Here is an 18,707-nt window from a genome sequence, read left to right as displayed (position 1 = left end):
CTCGAGCGGGCCGGCAGGAGGAGAGGAGGCTCAGCCGTCGGTAGTGATGCGGGCGATCAGCGCCTCTAGGGTCTCGGCTGCCTTGCCGTTGTCGATCTGGCAGGTGCCGGCGTTGCGGTGACCGCCGCCACCATAGGCGAGGCAGAGCTCACCGATGTTGGTCTGGCTGCTGCGATCGAGGATCGACTTACCGATGGCGAATACGGTGTTCTGCTGCTTCAGTCCCCACAGCACATGAATGGAGATGTTGCATGCTGGGTACAGGGCATAGATCACGAACCGGTTGGTCGCATAGATCGTGGTTTCCTCGCGTAGGTCCAGCACCACCAGGTTGCCATGAACCTGGGCGCAGCGCTGCAGCTGTGCCTTGGCCGCCTCGGTGTGCTCCCGATACAGGTCGGTGCGCTCGCGGACATCCGGCAGCGCCAGGATGTCATCGATCGTATGCTCGCGGCAGTAATCGATCAGCTTCATCATCAGCTCGTAGTTGGAGATGCGGAAGTCGCGGAAGCGGCCCAGGCCCGTGCGAGCATCCATGATGAAGTTGAGCAGCACCCAGCCCTGCGGGTCGAGGATCTCGTCGCGGCTGAATTGCGCGGCATCGCCCTTGTCGACCGCCGCCATCATGTCGTCCCAGCGGGCGGGGAAGACCTCATGGCCACCGTAGTGCTGCCATAACACCCGGGCAGCCGAGGGGGCGTCGGGGTCGATGATATGGTGGTCGGCGCGCTGTTCATTGCGCACCATCTCGCTAAGGTGGTGGTCGAAGGCCAGATGGCAGCCGGGGACATAGGGCAAGTTCGTGGTGATGTCGCGGGCAGTGATCTCGATCTTGCCGTCCTGCATGTCCTTGGGGTGAACGAAGAGGATGTCATCGATCATGCCCAGGTGCTTGAGTAGCGCCCCGCATACCAGCCCATCGAAATCACTACGCGTTACTAGGCGATATTGTGCCGTCATGCGATCTCCTTGTTGTGTCATTGTGGCCGTTGGGTCAGCCTGCGGTTAAGAATGCGGCTCCCATGAGAACGCTATCGGCCAAAGCTGCTGCTCGGTTGAGCGAAACTTCGCCCAGAGGTCGCGATAGGGTTGGCGGGTAAGCGGATGGGTGGCGTCGGGCAGCAGTTCTGCCAGCGGCTGCAGCACGAAGGCGTGGTGCAGGATTTCGTCGCGAGGCAGCTCGACGCCGTCCTGCATGCCAATGAGATTCCCTACCGTCAGCAGGTCGATATCCAGGGTGCGGGGGCTGAACTTGGTGCTGTTCTTGCTCCGGCCATTGGCGAATTCCAGGCGCTTGCACCAGGCCTGCAGCTCGCCTACTGTCCAGTCGCAGTCGAAGGCCGCCACCAGGTTGTAGAAGTTACGCCCGTCCTCGAAGCCCACCGGCTCGCTCTCGAAGACCCGCGACACGGCCAGTTCGCCGAAGGTGGCGTGAAGGGCGTCGAGACAGATCCGTACGTGATGATCGCGTTCGATGTTGCTGCCGATGCTGACCGTGACCCGGTTCATGGTCGCTCGCCCCGGGTGATGCGCACGCCGACGGCCCGGGCGCTGGCCACGGCGCCGGGCTTGCGCACCGTGAGGGCCAGCCAGGCGATGGAGAATTCCTGGCGCAGGGTCGCGGCGAGGCGCTCGGCGAAGGTCTCCACCAACGCGAAGTCATGCTCACGGGCGAAGACGGTGATGCGCTCGCTGATGGCCGCATAGTCCAGGGTCTTGGCGATGTCGTCATCCGCCGCGGCGGGCCGGATGTCGGTGGCCAGTTCCAGGTCGAGGACCAGGCGCTGGAGTATGTCACGCTCCCAGTCGTAGACTCCGATCACGGTGTCTACCTCGAGCGCCTCGATCAGCACGCAATCCATCAATGCATCCCCCACCTGTCGGTCTGTAAGAATTGCCGGCGCTCGATTGTACGTGAGTCCGCGGGCAGAATCATGGCTGGCCGCCGCGACTCCCAGGAGGATCCTCATGCCGCCAAGTCAACTGGCTCTCGCCATGGGGGTGCTGCTGGCGCTGGGCTATCTCAGTGGCAGTGCCCTGGGCGCCCTGGCCGTGTGCCGGCTCGCCGGGGTGCGCGACCCGCGCCTGGCCGGCTCCTGCAACCCGGGGTTCTCCAATGTGCTGCGCCTCTACGGGGCGCGCCTGGCGTTGGCCACCCTGACGCTGGATGCCGCCAAGGGCATGCCGGTGCTGATCGCTGCCCAGATGCTGGAGTTGGCGCCCTGGGCGCAGGGGCTGGTGGGGCTTGCCGTGCTGCTGGGTCACAGCTACCCGCCCTGGCACCGTTTTCGCGGCGGCAAGGCGGTGGCCAGTGCCTTCGGGGTACTGTTGGTGCTGGCGCCCGGGGTTGCGTTGATCAGCGCCGCCTGCTGGGCCCTGCTGGCCTGGCGCGTGCGAACCGCGTCGGTGGCGTCGCTTGCCAGCGCGACCCTGGCGCCACTGGTCAGCCTGTGGCTGGCCCCTGATTATGGCGGGGTGATCGTCGTTTTCGCGCTGCTGGTGCTGGTGCGCCATGTGTGGAATATCCAGCGCCTGGGGCGAGGCGGGGAGCAGGCGCTATCGGTCGATGGCGCCCGTGACGAGGAGTAGGGACGTGATACGTCGGTCAGGCTGAGGCGGATCCCGCAGGCGTTAACTGATTCAGCGGCCAGCGGGGCACGGGGCGCATGGCGCCGTCATCCCGCTCGCCGGCCAGCAGGCGTTGTGCGCTGTGACCCTAGAGAGAGCGGTCATGGCGTTTGGTCAGTGTCAGGCAGGCGTGAGCCGATCCAGCGGCCTGCGGGGCACCGCCCGCATGGCGCTGTGGTCACGCTCGCCGGCCAGCAGGCGTTGAGCTCTGGAACCGTCACAAGCGCGATCATGGCGTTTGGTCAGTGTCCGGCCGGGGCCAGCTGATCCAGCGGCCAGCGGGGCACGGCGCGCATGGCGCTGTCATCTCGCTCGCCGGCCAGCAACCGCTGGGCCCCCACATAGGCGATCATGGCGCCGTTATCGGTGCAGAAGCGCCCCCGTGGGTAGAAGGCCTTGGCGCCACGCTTGTCGGTCTCGACGGCCAGGCGCTCGCGAAGCCGGGTGTTGGCGCTGACCCCGCCGGCCACTACCAGGCGCTTCAAACCGGTGGCATCGAGGGCGCGCCGGCACTTGATCACCAGGGTGTCGACCACCGCTTCCTCGAAGGCGCGTGCGACATCCGCGCGGGCCTGATCATCGAGCTCGCCGGCCTCCTTCAGGGCGCGGGTGGCGGTCAGGGTGTGGGTCTTGAGTCCAGAGAAGCTGAAGTCGAGTCCCGGTCGATCGGTCATCGGGCGCGGGAAGCGGAAGCGCGTCGGGTCGCCTTGCTCGGCCAGGCGCGCCACGTTGGGCCCGCCCGGGTACTCAAGGCTCAGCATCTTGGCGGCCTTGTCGAAGGCTTCGCCGGCGGCGTCGTCCACCGATTCGCCGAGCAGGCGGTAATCGCCGAGCCCGCGCACCTCGACCAGCTGGGTGTGGCCGCCGGATACCAGCAGGGCGACGAAGGGGAAGGCCGGCGGCTCGTCCTCGAGCATCGGGGCCAGCAGGTGGCCCTCCATGTGGTGTACGCCGAGCACCGGGATATCCAGCGCGCGTGCCAGGCCATGGGCGGTGGAGGCGCCGACCATCAGGGCGCCGACCAGGCCCGGGCCTGCGGTATAGGCGATGCCGTCGAGCTCATGGCGGGTCATGCCGGCGTCGTCGAGTACTTCCTCGATCAGTGGCAGCAGCTTGCGGGTGTGGTCCCGGGAGGCGAGTTCCGGCACCACACCGCCGTACTCGGCATGCATGGCGATCTGGCTGTAGAGGGCGTCGGCGATCAGGCCGCGCTCGGTGTCATAGAGGGCAACGCCGGTCTCGTCGCAGGACGTCTCTATCCCTAATACGCGCATGGTAAGGCCCCAGGCTCATGGTAACTGGCTAACAGTAAACCGCGTATTATACGTGCTTTGCCTCTCCTCGGGCACCGGTGGGACGCCGAGGTTTGCAAAGTCGGCGGGCCACGACTAGAATACTGTGCGCTGTATGACTGGGTCGTGCGCCCGGGCTCCACTCGCTTTCTCGCTTCTTCCTCATGATTCCCTGTGTCGCCCCCAAGGCGATATAGACGTTATGTTTCAAGCGAGGCCCGTGGCTCGAGGCGTGCGTTCAAACCGAACTCATGATTCCAAGGTAGGTGAGTGCTTAATGCCTTCTGTCAAAGTACGTGATAACGAGCCGTTCGACGTCGCGCTGCGTCGCTTCAAGCGTTCCTGCGAAAAAGCCGGTGTTCTGTCCGAGGTGCGTCGTCGCGAGCACTACGAGAAGCCGACTGCCGAGCGCAAGCGTAAGGCCGCTGCCGCTGTCAAGCGTCACGCCAAGAAGCTCCAGCGCGAGCGCAAGCGTTTCGAACGGCTGTATTAATCCGTACTAAGGGCGGCTCTGCCGTCCTAGAGGGATGCCAAGCGGCCGCCATCCGGTGGCCGTTTGTTTTTCTGGTGGTCGCCTCGGGAAAGCCCGTGGCGGGCGCCAACCGTCGTTTTTCCAGGATGCCTCGCGATGGCCATGGGCCAGATTCCGCAACGCTTCATCGATGACCTGCTCGCCCGCGTGGACGTGGTCGAGGTCGTCGGCGAGCGGGTGACGCTCAAGAAGAACGGGCGCAACCACGCGGGCCTATGCCCCTTCCATCAGGAGAAATCGCCCTCGTTCACCGTCAGTCAGGACAAGCAGTTCTATCACTGCTTCGGCTGCGGCGCGCACGGTAACGCGCTGCGCTTCCTGATGGAATACGACAATCTGCGCTTTCCCGAGGCGGTCGAGCAGCTGGCCGCGCGCCAGGGGCTAGAAGTGCCCCGAGAGGGGGCCGACGATCCTCGCGCCCAGGCGCGGGAGCAGAAGCGCAAGGAAGGCGTTAACCTGCTGGAGCTGGCCTCGCGATTCTTCCGCGAGCGGCTGAAGATGCCGGAAGCCCAGGAGGCCAGGGGGTATCTGGAGCGGCGCGACCTGTCGCCCGAGGTGCAGGCCGAGTTCGCCATCGGCTATGCTCCCGATGACTGGGAGGCGCTCAAGCGCCACCTCTCCAGTCAGGGCGTCTCTGAGGCGGTCCAGGTCGAATATGGCCTGCTGGTGCATCGCGAGGACAGCGGCCGCACCTACGATCGCTTTCGCGATCGGGTCGTGTTCCCGATCCGCGACTTCAAGGGGCGCACCATTGCCTTCGGCGGCCGGGTGCTCGGCGACGCCAAGCCCAAGTACCTGAACTCACCGGAGAGTCCGGTGTTTCACAAGGGGCGTGAGCTCTACGGCCTCTACGAGGCGCGTCAGGCGAATCGTAACCTGGAGCGGGTGCTGATCGTCGAAGGCTACATGGATGTGGTGGCGCTCGCCCAGTTCGGCATCCGTAACGCGGTGGCGACGCTGGGCACCTCGACCAGCGAGGAGCACCTGACACGGCTGTTCCGCATGGTCGGCGAGGTGGTGTTCTGCTTCGACGGCGACCAGGCGGGGCGTCAGGCGGCCAGTCGAGCGCTGGCCAACGTGCTGCCGCTGATGATCGACGGTCGTCAGGCGCGCTTCCTGTTCCTGCCCGAGGGCGAGGACCCGGATAGCCTGGTGCGCAGGGAAGGCCCCGAGGCTTTCAAGGATCGGGTGACCTGTGCCAGCCCGCTGTCAGAGTTCCTGTTCGAACAGGCCGGGCGCGGACGCGACCTGGCCAGCGTCGAGGATCGGGAGCGCTATGTCAGTCAGGTGCTCAAGGCCATCGAGCAGCTGCCGGAAGGCGTACTGAAGTCGCTGATGCTCAGCGAGCTTTCCTCGCGCACCGGGGTGGATCAGGCGCGCTTCACTGCGCTGCTGGCTGCCAAGGCGCCGGCGGCGCCCGCTGTCCAGGAGGTGGGCGGCGAGATGCCCGTCGAGGCCTGGGGCGCCCCCGAGGAAGCGGCCGCCTGGGGTGGCGGCGCGCCGTCCGGGGAGCGGCGTAGCGGCGCCATGAGCTTCGTCGCTCGCGCCCTGCAGTTGCTGGTGCATGAGCCGACCCTGGTCGAGCGGCTGCCCGACTCGCTCGACTGGTGTCCCGAGGGGGATCCCGATGGGGTGCTGCTCAAGGATCTGGTCAAGCTGTTGCGGGCTGGGCGCTATCGCAGCGTCCAGGTGCTGCTGGCGCACTTTCATGGCAGTCAGGAAGGCGAGCGCCTGGCCGGGCTGGCGCGGCGCGAGCTGCTGATGCCGCCGGCGGCACGTGCCACGGAACTGGACGGGTTGGTGGAGCACTTTCGGCGCGCCCAGTCCCGGCAGACGCCGGAGAGCGAGTACGCCGCCTTGTTGGCCAAGGAAAAGGGCGGTCAGCGGCTGTCGCGGGAAGAGAAGCAGCGCCTGATGGCGCTGTTGATGTCGCTCAACCGCTGACGGGCGTCGACACGATTTCGGGGCGGGGTTGAATTGTTGCGAGCCAGCACCATCTAAGGGGTAACGCAAGGCTCCTCCCCCGAGCACAACCGAACAACCTAACACACCTGAACGGCACCGCAAACGCAATACTGGCGGATTGACCCATCTTACCGCTATACTGATCGGCTTTATGGTTTTTTCATGCCTGATCGTTCGGGTGCTTCATTCTTCTTCGTCGAGATAGGGTTTCTATGGCTGGAAATGCGCAGCAGCAGTCACGTCTGAAGGAGTTGATCGCGCGCGGCAAGGAACAGGGCTACCTGACCTATGCCGAGGTCAACGACCACCTTCCCGAGGATATCGCCGACCCGGATCAAGTGGAAGACATCATCGGCATGATTAACGACATGGGTATCAATGTCGTTGAAGAAGCCCCCGATGAAGACACCTTGATGATGGCGGATCACTCCACCGATGAGCACGCTGCCGAAGAGGCAGTGGCGGCATTGGCGGCAGTGGAGAGCGATGTCGGCCGTACCACCGACCCCGTGCGCATGTACATGCGCGAGATGGGCACCGTCGAACTGCTGACCCGCGAAGGCGAGATCAAGATCGCCAAGCGCATCGAGGAAGGCACCCGTGAGGTGATGTCGGCCCTCGCGTACCTGCCAGGTGCGGTCGAATCGGTCCTCGAGGTCTATGATGGCACGCAGGACGAGGAGGCGCCTGGACGCCTGTCCGACCTGTTCTCCGGTTTCATCGATCCTGACGAGGGCATTCCCGGTGTCGCCGAGGCCGAGGTCGTCGAGGAGCCGGTGAGCGAGACCGCCGATGGCGAAGGCGACGAGGATGACGAGGACGCCGAGGAAGAGGAGACCACCAGCGGTCCCGACCCCGAGGAGGCCAAGGCGCGCTTCGAGCAGATCCGCGAGCAGAACGCTGCCGTTCAGGCTGCCCTCGAGACTCACGGTCGCGGCTCCAAGCAGGCCAACGCCGAGCAGGCACGCCTGGCCGAGCTGTTCTCGCCGATCAAGCTGGTGCCCAAGCACTTCGAGCGCCTGGTGGGTCAGGTGCGGATCAGCGTCGAGCAGGTCCGCAATCAGGAGAAGGCGATCCTTCAGCTCTTCGTCAAGAAGGGCAAGGTGCCGCGCAAGACCTTCATCAAGTCCTTCCCGGGCAACGAGTCCCGCAGCGAGTGGCTGGACGAGTTCTTCGACGCCAACGCGCGCTTCAAGGACCGCCTCGAGCCGTTCCGCGGCGACGTCGCCCGCGCCCAGCGCAAGATCGCCTTCGAAGAAGACATGGTTCAGCTCAAGGTGCCGGAGCTGAAAGAGGTCAATCGTCGGCTGTCGATCGGTGAGGCCAAGGCGCGCCGGGCCAAGAAGGAAATGGTCGAGGCCAACCTGCGCCTGGTGATCTCGATCGCCAAGAAGTACACCAACCGCGGCCTGCAGTTCCTCGACCTGATCCAGGAAGGCAATATCGGCCTGATGAAGGCGGTCGACAAGTTCGAATACCGTCGCGGCTACAAGTTCTCGACCTACGCCACCTGGTGGATTCGCCAGGCGATCACCCGCTCGATCGCCGACCAGGCTCGCACCATCCGTATTCCGGTGCACATGATCGAGACCATCAACAAGCTGAACCGCGTGTCGCGGCAGATGCTGCAGGAGATGGGCCGCGAGCCGACACCGGAAGAGCTCGGCGAGCGTCTCGAGATGCCCGAGGACAAGGTCCGCAAGGTGCTCAAGATCGCCAAGGAGCCGATCTCCATGGAGACGCCGATCGGTGACGACGACGACTCGCACCTGGGAGACTTCATCGAAGACGGCACCATGCTGCTGCCCATTGACCTGGCCACCGGCGAAGGCCTGATCGAGGCCACGCGCAACGTGCTGGGTGGCCTGACCGCCCGCGAGGCCAAGGTGCTGCGCATGCGCTTCGGTATCGACATGAATACCGACCATACCCTCGAGGAGGTCGGCAAGCAGTTCGATGTTACCCGCGAGCGCATCCGCCAGATCGAGGCCAAGGCGCTGCGCAAGTTGCGTCACCCGTCGCGCTCCGAGTCGCTGCGCTCCTTCCTCGACGAGTAAGGGCTACGTCGGCCGCCGATCAGGCGGCTGACCATCGGCTGTACATGAAAACGCCCGCAAGCCTGGCTTGCGGGCGTTTTTGCGTGAGTGGCCCTTATGGATGAGGCAGGGTCAGCTCGAGGGGGTAGACCGGGCAGTGGCCAGGCGACGCCGGGCCAGTAGGGCGAGTTCGATCACCGCGAAGAGCAGCAGCGTATAGCCGAGCAGCTCGGTGGTTTCCTCGGCGGCGTTCTTGAAGTCACGGACATAGGCATCGCCGAGGATCGTCATCCACATCTCGCTTCGGCCATAGAGGCGCGAGAACACATAGGTGACCAGGAAGCCGGCGGCGAACAGGCCGAACGAGAAGCTGTTGGCGTAACGCTCGAATTCGGTCAGGAAGGCCTGGCGGTTGCGGATCACCACATACAGGCTCGGCAGCACGATCAGGGCCACCAGCACCTGCCAGGCGCCATCGAAGACATGGGCATCGAGCAGGGCATCCTGTTCGCGCACCAGCGAGGCGCCGAGGAAGGCCAGCATCAGCAGGGTGAGGGTCGGCAGCTGGCGCAGCCCCAGGCGCACATAGGCCAGCAGGGCGACGCTCGCCGCCAGGGTGGCCGACTGGGCGTATTCGGTGAAGCCGTGTTCGGAGAGTCGGGTCTCGGGCAGGTAGAGCGCCTCCAGATAGACCCCCTGGACCATGGCGGCGGTCAGCAGGATATAGAGCAGGGCGCGAAGGCAGGTGGCGCGAAAGCCGATGGTATCAGGGGGCATGCAGAACCGGTCCTTAAGGGCGTGGAGCAGAATATTCCGTTATTCCGCTATTTTATAGCAGGGTGCTGGGCGGGACCACTCGGGCCATTGGCCGCTGTTCGCCGCTCTGGGGGCTAGCGCGTCCTCGAGCGCCCGGCCTCCTCGACCAGCCAGTCATGCACTGCCTTGACCCGCCGATCATCCAGGGCGCCGGGCACATGGACGATACCATAGCGCTTGCCGGTCGCCACCCGCTGTGGGAAGGGGGCAATCAGGGCGCCGGTCTGCATCTCGTTGGTGATCAGGGTCTGGCGGGCGATGGCCACGCCCATGCCGGCGATCGCCGCGTCCATGGTCAGCTGGTTGCGGTTGAAAGTATAGCCCCGCTGCACGTGGACATGGGGTGCCTCGATCTCGCGCAGGAAGTGCTCCCATTCCGCATAGTCTCTGCTGCCGCGCCAGGCGGTGACGTCATGCAGCAGCGGGTACCAGGCCAGGTCCTCGGGGCGCCGCAGCGGCGGCTTGTCGCGCAACAGGCTCGGCGCGCAGACCGGGAAGATCACCTCGTCCATCAGCGGGGTGATGGCAAGCCCGGGGTACTGGCCGTCGTTGAGATCCAGTGCCAGGTCGAAGTCCCCCTCGCGCAGCGAGATGTTGCTGTCCTCGGCGACTACCTGCAGTTCGATATCGGGAAAGCGGGCCTGCAGGCGAGGCAGTCGCGGCATCAGCCACTTGGCGAGGAAGGAGGGCACCGAGCGTAGCCTGAGGATGCCGCTCATCACGCCGCTGCGCAGCCGTCGGACCTCGAGGCCCACCGCTTGGTAGGCATCATCGACCACCAGCGCCAGCCGTCGGCCTTCGTCGGTGAGTTCGAGGCGTCGCGGCAGGCGGCGGAACAGCTTGAAGCCGAGTCGCTCCTCCAGCTGCTTGATCTGCTGGCTGACTGCGCCGGTGGTGACGTGTAGCTCCTCGGCGGCGCGGGTGAAGGACAGGTGGCGGGCGCTGACCGCGAAGACCTTCAGCCAGGCGTGGGTCTGAGAATTGAGGGAACGGCTCATGGTTTAGTTATTCTAAAGTGATGGCGAGTATTTCTGGATTGTATCGGTCTGCTGCCCGGACCACTATAGGGTTTTCTGGCTTGCCGGGGAGCCACCTTTAGCTAGATTGATGTCAGGGGCGCCCCGGGCACCTGAGTCATGCTCCCAAGCGATGAGGTAAACCATGTCCATCAGCGTCTTCGACCTGTTCAAGATCGGCGTCGGGCCGTCGAGTTCCCACACCGTGGGCCCGATGCGGGCTGCGCATGATTTCGTCGAGGAACTGCGGGCGCAGGACCTGCTGGAGCGGGTAGCGCGCATCGAGGTGCGTCTCTACGGCTCGCTGTCGGCCACCGGCATCGGCCACGGTACCGACCGGGCGGTGATCATGGGCCTGATGGGGGAGCGGCCGGATCGCATCGACCCGTCGCTGATCGGTCCCTGCATCGAGGAGCTGCTGGAATCCCATACCCTGCTGCTCGACAACCGCCTGGCGATCCCCTTCCTGTGGGCGCGGGACATGCAGCTGCACGACGAGTGCCTGCCGCACCATCCGAACGCCATGCGCCTGATCGCCCAGGGCCACGCCGAGCCGCTTTACGAGAACACCTATTACTCGGTGGGGGGCGGCTTCGTGATTGATGAGGCGCAGGCCCGTGATGACGCCCTGGACATCGATACCACGCCGCTGCCCTATGATTTCAATTCCGCCGGCGAGCTGCTGGCGCTGTGTCGCATGCATGGCCTGCGGATCTCCGAGCTGATGCTCGAGAACGAGAAGGCCTGGCGCAGCGAGGCCGAGGTGCGCGGCGAGTTGTGGTCCATCTGGCAGGCGATGCGCGACTGCGTCGACACCGGCCTTGCCGGGGAGGGCGTGCTGCCCGGTGGGCTCAACGTCAGGCGGCGCGCCGCCTCGCTGCATCGTCGCCTGGTGGCCATGGAGGGCAGCCACAGCCTGATTACCTCGACCTTTTCGGCGATGGACTGGGTCAACGTCTTCGCCCTGGCGGTCAACGAGGAAAACGCCGCCGGCGGACGCATGGTCACCGCGCCCACCAACGGTGCGGCGGGCATCATTCCGGCGGTACTTCACTACTACATGAAGTTCCAGCCCGATGCCTGCGAGCGTGACGTGGTCGACTTCCTGCTGGCCGCCGGCGCCGTGGGCATCCTGTGCAAGAAGAATGCCTCGATCTCCGGCGCCGAGGTGGGGTGTCAGGGCGAGGTCGGTTCGGCCTGCGCGATGGCCGCCGCCGGGCTCGCCGAGGTTATGGGGGGCAGCATCGGCCAGGTGGAGAATGCCGCCGAGATCGGCCTCGAACACAACCTGGGCCTGACCTGCGACCCGGTCGGGGGGCTGGTGCAGGTGCCCTGCATCGAGCGCAACGCCATCGCCTCGGTGAAGGCGATCAACGCCGCCCAGATGGCCCTGCGTGGTGACGGCGAGCACTTCATCTCGCTGGACAAGGCGATCCGCACCATGCGCGACACCGGCCGCGACATGCAGGACAAGTACAAGGAAACCTCCCGCGGCGGCCTGGCCGTGAATGCCATCGAATGCTGATGCCGGCGGGCCAGGTTTAGTCCCGCCGTCGATCAACCCTTTGGGCGCCCGCTGGGCGCCTTTTTTTTGCGTTTTTTCCGTGCGCTGTTTCCTGCTTCTTTCACCCGGCTCAGCGCCGCACCGGCAGCACCTCGGGGATATGCGCGACCAGGTAGTCGACGAACTGGCGGACCTTGGGCGACAGGTGGCGGTGGCGCGGATAGACCGCCCACACCGCGGTGTCGCGGTGGCGGAAGTGATCGAGCACCGAGACCAGCGCGCCGCTCGCCAGGTGCTCCTCGACGTAGTAGTCCGGCAGCTGGGCGAGTCCCAGCCCCTTCAGGGCGGCATCGAGCAGGGCGGGCCCCGAGTTGGCCTGCCAGCGGCCGCCGACGCGCACCTCGCGGCGCATGCCGTCGACCTCGAACAGCCACTGATCTCGGGAGCCGAGCAGGCAGGCATGAGTGGACAGCTCCGCCAGTGAATGCGGCCGGGAGACCTGGGCGAAGTAGTCCCGTGAGCCGACCACGTACTCGCGGCGCTCGCACAGGCGTCTCGCGATCAGCGTCGAATCCTTGAGCACGCCCATGCGAATCGCCACGTCATAGCCCTCGTCGATCAGCTCGACCCGGCGATTGGTGAAGTGCAGGTGCACCTCGAGCTGGGGGTGAAGGCGCTGAAAGTCGTTGACCAGCGGGGCGATGAAGCGCTCGCCGAAGGTGGTCGAGGAGGTCAGCTTGAGCACCCCCTTGGGGCGCGAGTGGAAGTCGTGAACCGCTGCTTCGGCTTCCTGGAAGCCGTCGAACAGGTGGCGGCAATGCTCGAAGTAGAGGGTGCCCGCGTCGGTCAGGTGCAGTTGCCGCGTGGTGCGGTAGAGCAGGGTGGTGCCGAGCTGATTCTCGAGCTGGCCGACCAGCCGGCTGACGTGCGAGGTCGAGACCTTGAGCGCTCGCGCCGCGGCGGAAAAGCTGCCCAGGCGGACCACCTCGACGAAGGCTTCGATACGATCCCAGCGTTGCATGTAGTAGACGGCGCTCCCTGATCTTTGCTGAGTGACAACAATCTTGTGCGGCCCACCCAGTTTATCGCGACAGGCGCTGTCGCCTAGACTGGTTTCACTTTCGCCGGACAAGGGCCTTGTCTGCCTGGCCGCCGAATGTCCGCTCATCCATTGTCAGGAGTCGCCATGAAATCTCGTGCCGCCATTGCGCTGGAAGCCGGCAAGCCGCTGGAGCTTGCCGAAATCGACGTCCAGGGCCCGAAGGCCGGCGAGGTGCTGGTGCGCATGGTCGCCACCAGCGTTTGCCACACCGATGCCTACACCCTGTCCGGCGCCGACCCGGAAGGCCTCTTCCCCTCGGTGCTCGGCCATGAAGGCGCGGGCATCGTCGAGGAGGTCGGCGAGGGCGTGACCGGCCTTGCGCCGGGTGATCATGTCATTCCGCTCTATACCGCCGAGTGCGGCAAGTGCAAGTTCTGCCTCTCCGGCAAGACCAACCTGTGCAGTTCTGTGCGTGCCACTCAGGGCAAGGGCCTGATGCCGGACGGCACCTCGCGCTTCTCCCTGGACGGCAAGCCGCTGCATCATTACATGGGCTGCTCGACCTTCTCCGAGTACACCGTGGTGCCCGAGGTGTCGCTTGCCAAGGTCTCCAAGGAGGCCCCGCTGGACAAGATCTGCCTGCTCGGCTGCGGCGTGACCACCGGCATCGGTGCGGTGATGAACACCGCCAAGGTCGAGCCGGGCTCCACCGTGGCGGTGTTCGGCCTCGGTGCCATCGGCCTGGCCGTCATCCAGGGCGCGCAGATGGCCAAGGCCAGCCGCATCATCGCCATCGACATCAACCCGGACAAGTTCGAGCTGGCTCGCCAGTTCGGCGCTACCGAGTTCGTCAACCCGAAGGACTACAGCGACTCGATCCAGCAGGTCATCGTCGAGCTGACCGACGGCGGCGTCGACTACTCCTTCGAGTGCATCGGCAACGTCAACGTCATGCGCTCGGCGCTGGAGTGCTGCCACAAGGGCTGGGGCGAGTCGATCATCATCGGCGTCGCCGGTGCCGGCGAAGAGATCTCCACCCGGCCCTTCCAGCTGGTCACCGGGCGCGTCTGGAAAGGCTCTGCCTTCGGCGGTGTCAAGGGCCGCACCGAGCTGCCGGGCTATGTCGATCGCTACATGAAGGGTGAGCTGAAGATCGATGAGTTCATCACGCAAGACATGCCGTTCGAGAAGATCAACGAGGCCTTCGAACTGCTGCATGCGGGCAAGAGCATCCGCAGCGTCCTGCATTACTGAACGAAGGAGACTCATCCATGAGCATGTCCGAATCCCTGGAACTGGTATCGGCCACCAAGAGCTTCGGTGGCTGGCTCAAGCGCTACAAGCACCACGCGCGGGCGCTGGACTGCGAGATGGTCTTTTCCATCTACCTGCCCCCTCAGGCCGAGAGCGAGCGGGTGCCCTTGATGTGGTGGCTGTCGGGGCTGACCTGCACCGACGAGAACTTCATGCAGAAGGCCGGGGCCCAGCGGCTCGCCGCCGAACTGGGGATCGCCATCGTCTGCCCGGATACCAGCCCGCGGGGGCTGGATCTGCCGGGCGAGCATGACAGCTACGATTTCGGTAGCGGGGCCGGTTTCTACGTGAACGCGACCCAGGAGCCCTGGGCCAAGCACTATCGCATGTACGACTACGTGGCCGAGGAGCTGCCTTCGGTGGTGCGCCAGCACTTCCCGGTCAACGGCCGCGAGTCGATCAGCGGTCATTCCATGGGCGGCCACGGGGCCCTGGTGCTGGCGCTGCGCCGGCCCGGGCAGTACGCGGCAGTGTCGGCGTTCGCGCCGGTGGTCAATCCGATCGAAAGTCCCTGGGGACAGAAGGCCTTCACCCACTACCTGGGCGAGGACAGCCGTGCCTGGACCCAGTACGACGCCTGCGAGCTGGTGGCCAAGGGCGCCTCGCGTCAGCCACTGTTCATCGACCAGGGCGAGGCCGACAACTTCCTCGAGGAGCAGCTGATGCCCGAGCGGCTGGAGGCGGCATGTAAAAAGCGCGATCACCCGCTGACCCTGCGCCGGCATGCCGGCTATGACCATAGCTACTTCTTCATCGCCACCTTCATCGAGGATCACCTGCGCTATCACGCCGAACGGCTGCACAGGAAGCGCTAAGAACGTCGCGTCTGGCGGACCTTTGGACCTTGCTAGCCAGGCGCGTAAACCGGGGGTGGCGAGAAAGTGCTTCGCCCATGAGGCGCCTTCCGAATCAGTCCTTGCCAAATAAGCCCCTTGCCCCTGCCTCGTGAAGTCGGCAGGGGCTTTTTGCTGCCTGCTCTTTCTTGTTCGCCCCCGCGCTGCGAGCGCCATTGTGTCAGTCCACCGAATCCCGGCGATCGATAGCCAAATTCTTCATGCCAGATCGCGCCATGGCGATTAGCTTTAACGTATGTCCGCGTTAGCGCGACCGGCCGTGGCGGCCATTTTCCGCCAGGTGTCGCGTTCAGGATGTCGATCACGACACCGTGCACTGTCCAGCCGATGGCGCCACCCCGTGTCGCTCACCACCACATCACCACCACAACAATCACAATACCTGAGGATCGGCCCGATCCTTGTAGCCTCATCGTGCTGGAGTACCGACCATGACCATCGCTCCCCGGACACCGCGACCGACCCTCGCCACGCCCTTGTCGTCTCAATCCGGCCAGACTCGGCCCCGGCCGACCCAGACCTTCGGCTTCCTGCTGCTCGAGCACTTCACCCTGATGTCACTGGCCTCGGTGATCGAGCCGCTGCGCATGGCCAACCAGCTGTCGGGTCGCGAGCTCTATCGCTGGTTCACGCTGAGCCACGACGGGGAACAGGTCCTGGCCAGCGACGGCCTGCGCGTCATGCCGGATGCCGGCCTTCAGACGCCGCTGAGCCTGGATACCGTGATTGTCTGCGGTGGCGTAGGGCCGCAGCGGACCGTGAAGCGCGAGCACATCGGCTGGTTGCAGGGCCAGGCCCGGCAGTCGCGTCGGCTCGGCGCGGTCTGCACGGGAAGCTGGGCGCTGGCCAAGGCAGGCCTGCTCGATGGCTATGAGACCAGCACCCACTGGGAGTGCATGGCCGCCTTGCAGGAGTCCTATCCGCGAGTCGCCCTGAGTACCCGGTTGTTCTCCATCGATCGCGATCGGGCCACCTCCTCGGGTGGTACGGCGCCGCTGGACATGATGCTGCACCTGATCGCCATGGATCATGGTCGTGAGCTCTCGGCGGGCATCTCGGAGATGTTCATCTACGATCGGGCACGCAGCGACCAGGACCTGCAGCGGGTGCCGCTCAAGCACGTGCTGGGCACCACCCAGCCGAAGCTTCTGGAAATCGTGGCGCTGATGGAGGCCAACCTCGAGGAGCCCATCGCCCTAGACGAGCTGGCCAGCTACGTGGATGTCTCGCGGCGCCAGCTCGAGCGGCTGTTCCAGAAGTACCTGCACTGCTCGCCGTCCCGCTATTACCTCAAGCTGCGACTGACAAGGGCCCGACAGCTGCTCAAGCAGACCGCGATGTCGATCATCGAGGTGGCCTCGGCCTGTGGCTTCGTCTCCACGCCACATTTCTCCAAGTGCTATCGGGAGTACTTCGGTTTGCCTCCCCGGGACGAACGGCTGGGGATCGGCAGCCGGCAGGCGCGCCAGGCCGTCACCGCGCAGCCCGAGGGGCCCTCGGCGCCGCTTCCTGACGCCACGCTTGCCCAAGAACCCGTCTCCAGTGCGGTGCTGGCGCTGACTCAGGCCCAGGGGGAGCCGACCTATGCCAGCGTGCCGCTCTAGGCCCTGAACTTAAGGCCTTGCGCCTTAGGTCATGCGCTCTGAGTCATGGTCTGGAACGCATGACCGGGCGCTGACCCTGTCTTCTCCATTGTCCGCTCGATTGCCGGGCCCTCGAGACGCGGCATTTGCCGATGGCCTTGTTATACTGCCGGCCCGATGAGAGTCCCGAGGCCGAAATGAGCGATTGGCGAGGCAAGCTACTGCGAGGACTGCTGTGGGCGGTGGGGGGCTTCGTGGCCGTCTCGCTCCTGGTGGTGGTGCTGTTCCGGGCAGTGCCGGTGTTCGGCTCGATGGTGATGGTCGAGCGCAAGCTCGAGTCCTGGATCAGCGGTGAGCCGATTGATATCGACCAGCGCTGGCGCCCCTGGGCAGAGTTGTCTGGACACGCCAAGGTCGCGGTGATCGCCGCCGAGGATCAGCGCTTCCCCGAGCATCATGGCTTCGATCTCGAGCAGATTCGCCGCGCCATCGAATCGAGCCGCAACGGCGGGGGCCTGCGCGGGGCCAGCACCATCAGCCAGCAGACCGCCAAGAACCTCTTCCTGTGGACCGGCCGTAACTGGCTGCGCAAGGGGCTCGAGGCCTGGTTTACCCTGCTCATCGAGGGGTTGTGGCCCAAGGAGCGGATCCTCGAGGTCTACCTCAACATTGTCGAGTGGGACCGCGGTGTGTTCGGCCTCGAGGCTGCCGCCCAGCACTACTTCGGGGTCAGCGCCGCTCGCCTGGATGCCCATCAGGCCAGCCGCCTGGCGGCGATCCTGCCCAACCCCCGCGAATGGAGCGCCTCGCGCCCGGGCCCCTATATCGAGCGCCGCAGCCACTGGATTCGTCAGCAGATGCAAAACCTCGGCGGCGTGGCCTACCTCGAGCGCCTCTAGGCGCTCTCTTCTCCCCGGTCGGGCGCAGCTATCTCGCAGCTATCTCGCAGCTATCGCACCGATATCGCGAGCACGACAGCGCTGACGCTTTTGGGATACTCCCGGTCGCTTCCAAGCGACGGGCGGCGAAGCCCCGGAGCTATGCTGCCGGCAAGTCATCTTCTTGCCGGGAGCCACGCTCATGACCCCCTTCGAGCTGCACCAGGACGCCATCGTCATCGATGGCCTCGTCATCGCCAAGTGGAGCCGTGCGCTGTTCGAGGACATGCGCAAGGGCGGCCTGACCGCGGCCAACTGCACCGTGTCCGTCTGGGAAGGCTTCCAGGCCACCGTCGACAACATCGTGCGCTCCAATGGCCTGATGGCCGAGTGCCGCGATCTGGTACGCCCGGTGCGCACCACCGCCGACATCACCCGCGCCAAGGAAGCGGGCAAGACCGGCATCATCTACGGCTTCCAGAATGCCCATGCCTTCGAGGATCAGCTCGGCTACGTCGAGATCTTCAAGCAGCTTGGCGTGGGCATCGTCCAGCTCTGCTACAACACCCAGAACCTGGTCGGTACCGGTTGCTACGAGCGCGACGGCGGCCTGTCGGGCTTCGGCCGCGAGGTGGTCGCCGAGATGAACCGGGTCGGCATCATGTGCGACCTGTCCCATGTCGGTGGCAAGACCTCCGAGGAGGTCATCCTCGAGTCCGGCAAGCCGGTCTGCTACTCCCACTGCCTGCCCTCGGGACTCAAGGAGCATCCGCGCAACAAGTCCGATGCGGAGCTCAGGTTCATCGCCGAGCACGGCGGCTTCGTCGGCGTGACCATGTTCACCCCCTTCCTGCGCGCCGGGGTCGACGCCACCGTCGACGACTACGTCGAGGCCATCGAGTACGTGATGAACCTGGTCGGCGAGGACGCTATCGGCATCGGTACCGACTTCACCCAGGGCCATGGCCAGGACTTCTTCGAGTGGCTGACCCACGACAAGGGCTATGCGCGCCGCCTGACTCGCTTCGGCGAGATCATCAATCCCGAGGGGATCCGCACCATCGGCGAATTCCCCAACCTCACCGAGGCGCTCTTGCGCCGCGGCATGAGCGAGCGTCAGGTGCGCAAGATCATGGGCGAGAACTGGTTACGCACCCTCAAGGACGTCTGGGGCGCCTGATGCTCAAGGCTGCTTCGAATAGCGCGAGCGCCGCGACGACCATCCCCGATTCGATAACAACAATGCC

General features: G+C 65.3%; 17 protein-coding genes. 10 read left to right on the top strand and 7 right to left on the bottom strand.

Going from position 1 to position 18,707, the window contains the following annotated elements; all coding sequences use genetic code 11:
- Window positions 1-30: 30 nt before the first annotated feature.
- Genes IEJ03_RS12740 through folB form a run of 3 tightly spaced genes read right to left on the bottom strand, consistent with a single transcriptional unit; the run spans window position 31 to window position 1,862 of the window.
- A complete protein-coding gene (locus tag IEJ03_RS12740; RefSeq protein WP_192035212.1) occupies window positions 31-960 on the bottom strand; it encodes an exopolyphosphatase in 930 nt (309 codons plus the stop codon).
- A 45-nt stretch (window positions 961-1,005) separates the two neighbouring features.
- Window positions 1,006-1,509, bottom strand: coding sequence for a 2-amino-4-hydroxy-6-hydroxymethyldihydropteridine diphosphokinase (gene folK / locus IEJ03_RS12735; protein WP_192035211.1), 504 nt, complete (start codon window positions 1,507-1,509; stop codon window positions 1,006-1,008).
- Window positions 1,506-1,862 (bottom strand): dihydroneopterin aldolase, encoded by a 357-nt coding sequence (gene folB, locus IEJ03_RS12730; protein WP_192035210.1) that lies wholly within the window; start codon window positions 1,860-1,862, stop codon window positions 1,506-1,508. The genes folK and folB overlap by 4 nt, the downstream gene beginning before the upstream one ends.
- 106 nt (window positions 1,863-1,968) lie before the next feature.
- Here folB and plsY point away from each other — a divergent pair, with 106 nt between their 5' ends.
- A complete protein-coding gene (gene plsY, locus IEJ03_RS12725) occupies window positions 1,969-2,589 on the top strand; it encodes a glycerol-3-phosphate 1-O-acyltransferase PlsY (RefSeq protein ID WP_242457970.1) in 621 nt (206 codons plus the stop codon).
- 281 nt (window positions 2,590-2,870) lie between these two features.
- Here the strand turns inward: plsY and tsaD are convergent, their stop codons facing one another.
- A complete protein-coding gene (gene tsaD, locus IEJ03_RS12720) occupies window positions 2,871-3,902 on the bottom strand; it encodes a tRNA (adenosine(37)-N6)-threonylcarbamoyltransferase complex transferase subunit TsaD (RefSeq protein ID WP_192035209.1) in 1,032 nt (343 codons plus the stop codon).
- 295 nt (window positions 3,903-4,197) lie between these two features.
- On the opposite strand from tsaD, the gene rpsU reads away from it, so the two are divergent.
- The 3 genes from rpsU (at window position 4,198) to rpoD (ending at window position 8,474) form a co-directional block, all read left to right on the top strand.
- Window positions 4,198-4,413 (top strand): 30S ribosomal protein S21, encoded by a 216-nt coding sequence (gene rpsU, locus IEJ03_RS12715; RefSeq protein WP_016416934.1) that lies wholly within the window; start codon window positions 4,198-4,200, stop codon window positions 4,411-4,413.
- Window positions 4,414-4,548: 135 nt separating this feature from the next.
- Complete coding sequence (dnaG, locus tag IEJ03_RS12710; protein ID WP_242457969.1) at window positions 4,549-6,396, top strand: DNA primase; 1,848 nt, start codon at window positions 4,549-4,551, stop codon at window positions 6,394-6,396.
- 233 nt (window positions 6,397-6,629) lie between these two features.
- On the top strand, window positions 6,630-8,474 hold the full coding sequence (rpoD, locus tag IEJ03_RS12705) for an RNA polymerase sigma factor RpoD (RefSeq protein WP_192035208.1): 1,845 nt from the start codon (window positions 6,630-6,632) through the stop codon (window positions 8,472-8,474).
- Window positions 8,475-8,585: 111 nt separating this feature from the next.
- On the opposite strand, the gene IEJ03_RS12700 is transcribed toward rpoD, so the two are convergent.
- Complete coding sequence (locus tag IEJ03_RS12700) at window positions 8,586-9,230, bottom strand: hypothetical protein (RefSeq protein ID WP_192035207.1); 645 nt, start codon at window positions 9,228-9,230, stop codon at window positions 8,586-8,588.
- Window positions 9,231-9,343: 113 nt separating this feature from the next.
- Complete coding sequence (locus IEJ03_RS12695; RefSeq protein WP_192035206.1) at window positions 9,344-10,267, bottom strand: LysR substrate-binding domain-containing protein; 924 nt, start codon at window positions 10,265-10,267, stop codon at window positions 9,344-9,346.
- Window positions 10,268-10,430: 163 nt separating this feature from the next.
- On the opposite strand from IEJ03_RS12695, the gene IEJ03_RS12690 reads away from it, so the two are divergent.
- Window positions 10,431-11,810 (top strand): L-serine ammonia-lyase, encoded by a 1,380-nt coding sequence (locus tag IEJ03_RS12690; protein WP_192035205.1) that lies wholly within the window; start codon window positions 10,431-10,433, stop codon window positions 11,808-11,810.
- A gap of 109 nt (window positions 11,811-11,919) precedes the next feature.
- On the opposite strand, the gene IEJ03_RS12685 is transcribed toward IEJ03_RS12690, so the two are convergent.
- Window positions 11,920-12,810, bottom strand: coding sequence for a LysR family transcriptional regulator (locus tag IEJ03_RS12685; RefSeq protein ID WP_192035204.1), 891 nt, complete (start codon window positions 12,808-12,810; stop codon window positions 11,920-11,922).
- Window positions 12,811-12,975: 165 nt separating this feature from the next.
- Here IEJ03_RS12685 and IEJ03_RS12680 point away from each other — a divergent pair, with 165 nt between their 5' ends.
- The 5 genes from IEJ03_RS12680 to IEJ03_RS12660 all read left to right on the top strand — a co-directional run bounded on the left by IEJ03_RS12680 (window position 12,976) and on the right by IEJ03_RS12660 (window position 18,640).
- Window positions 12,976-14,085, top strand: coding sequence for an S-(hydroxymethyl)glutathione dehydrogenase/class III alcohol dehydrogenase (locus IEJ03_RS12680; protein WP_192035203.1), 1,110 nt, complete (start codon window positions 12,976-12,978; stop codon window positions 14,083-14,085).
- Between the two features lie 17 nt (window positions 14,086-14,102).
- Complete coding sequence (gene fghA / locus IEJ03_RS12675; RefSeq protein WP_192035202.1) at window positions 14,103-14,960, top strand: S-formylglutathione hydrolase; 858 nt, start codon at window positions 14,103-14,105, stop codon at window positions 14,958-14,960.
- 470 nt (window positions 14,961-15,430) lie between these two features.
- Complete coding sequence (locus IEJ03_RS12670; RefSeq protein WP_192035201.1) at window positions 15,431-16,603, top strand: GlxA family transcriptional regulator; 1,173 nt, start codon at window positions 15,431-15,433, stop codon at window positions 16,601-16,603.
- 176 nt (window positions 16,604-16,779) lie between these two features.
- Window positions 16,780-17,481 (top strand): monofunctional biosynthetic peptidoglycan transglycosylase, encoded by a 702-nt coding sequence (gene mtgA / locus IEJ03_RS12665; RefSeq protein WP_192035200.1) that lies wholly within the window; start codon window positions 16,780-16,782, stop codon window positions 17,479-17,481.
- A 181-nt stretch (window positions 17,482-17,662) separates the two neighbouring features.
- Complete coding sequence (locus IEJ03_RS12660) at window positions 17,663-18,640, top strand: dipeptidase (RefSeq protein ID WP_192035199.1); 978 nt, start codon at window positions 17,663-17,665, stop codon at window positions 18,638-18,640.
- The last annotated feature ends 67 nt before the right edge of the window (window positions 18,641-18,707 follow it).

Source organism: Halomonas sp. YLGW01 (genome assembly GCF_014840935.1).
In the GTDB taxonomy this organism is placed as follows: Bacteria; Pseudomonadota; Gammaproteobacteria; order Pseudomonadales; family Halomonadaceae; genus Onishia.
The sequence above is the reverse complement of the archived record's forward strand: the minus strand, read 5'-3'. Positions and strand labels throughout refer to the sequence as shown.

Coding starts and splice junctions, on each gene's coding strand:
- IEJ03_RS12740 (WP_192035212.1), bottom strand. CDS start 960: ATGACGGCACAATATCGCCTAGTAACGCGTAGTGATTTCGATGGGCTG.
- folK (WP_192035211.1), bottom strand. CDS start 1,509: ATGAACCGGGTCACGGTCAGCATCGGCAGCAACATCGAACGCGATCAT.
- folB (WP_192035210.1), bottom strand. CDS start 1,862: ATGGATTGCGTGCTGATCGAGGCGCTCGAGGTAGACACCGTGATCGGA.
- plsY (WP_242457970.1), top strand. CDS start 1,969: ATGCCGCCAAGTCAACTGGCTCTCGCCATGGGGGTGCTGCTGGCGCTG.
- tsaD (WP_192035209.1), bottom strand. CDS start 3,902: ATGCGCGTATTAGGGATAGAGACGTCCTGCGACGAGACCGGCGTTGCC.
- rpsU (WP_016416934.1), top strand. CDS start 4,198: ATGCCTTCTGTCAAAGTACGTGATAACGAGCCGTTCGACGTCGCGCTG.
- dnaG (WP_242457969.1), top strand. CDS start 4,549: ATGGCCATGGGCCAGATTCCGCAACGCTTCATCGATGACCTGCTCGCC.
- rpoD (WP_192035208.1), top strand. CDS start 6,630: ATGGCTGGAAATGCGCAGCAGCAGTCACGTCTGAAGGAGTTGATCGCG.
- IEJ03_RS12700 (WP_192035207.1), bottom strand. CDS start 9,230: ATGCCCCCTGATACCATCGGCTTTCGCGCCACCTGCCTTCGCGCCCTG.
- IEJ03_RS12695 (WP_192035206.1), bottom strand. CDS start 10,267: ATGAGCCGTTCCCTCAATTCTCAGACCCACGCCTGGCTGAAGGTCTTC.
- IEJ03_RS12690 (WP_192035205.1), top strand. CDS start 10,431: ATGTCCATCAGCGTCTTCGACCTGTTCAAGATCGGCGTCGGGCCGTCG.
- IEJ03_RS12685 (WP_192035204.1), bottom strand. CDS start 12,810: ATGCAACGCTGGGATCGTATCGAAGCCTTCGTCGAGGTGGTCCGCCTG.
- IEJ03_RS12680 (WP_192035203.1), top strand. CDS start 12,976: ATGAAATCTCGTGCCGCCATTGCGCTGGAAGCCGGCAAGCCGCTGGAG.
- fghA (WP_192035202.1), top strand. CDS start 14,103: ATGAGCATGTCCGAATCCCTGGAACTGGTATCGGCCACCAAGAGCTTC.
- IEJ03_RS12670 (WP_192035201.1), top strand. CDS start 15,431: ATGACCATCGCTCCCCGGACACCGCGACCGACCCTCGCCACGCCCTTG.
- mtgA (WP_192035200.1), top strand. CDS start 16,780: ATGAGCGATTGGCGAGGCAAGCTACTGCGAGGACTGCTGTGGGCGGTG.
- IEJ03_RS12660 (WP_192035199.1), top strand. CDS start 17,663: ATGACCCCCTTCGAGCTGCACCAGGACGCCATCGTCATCGATGGCCTC.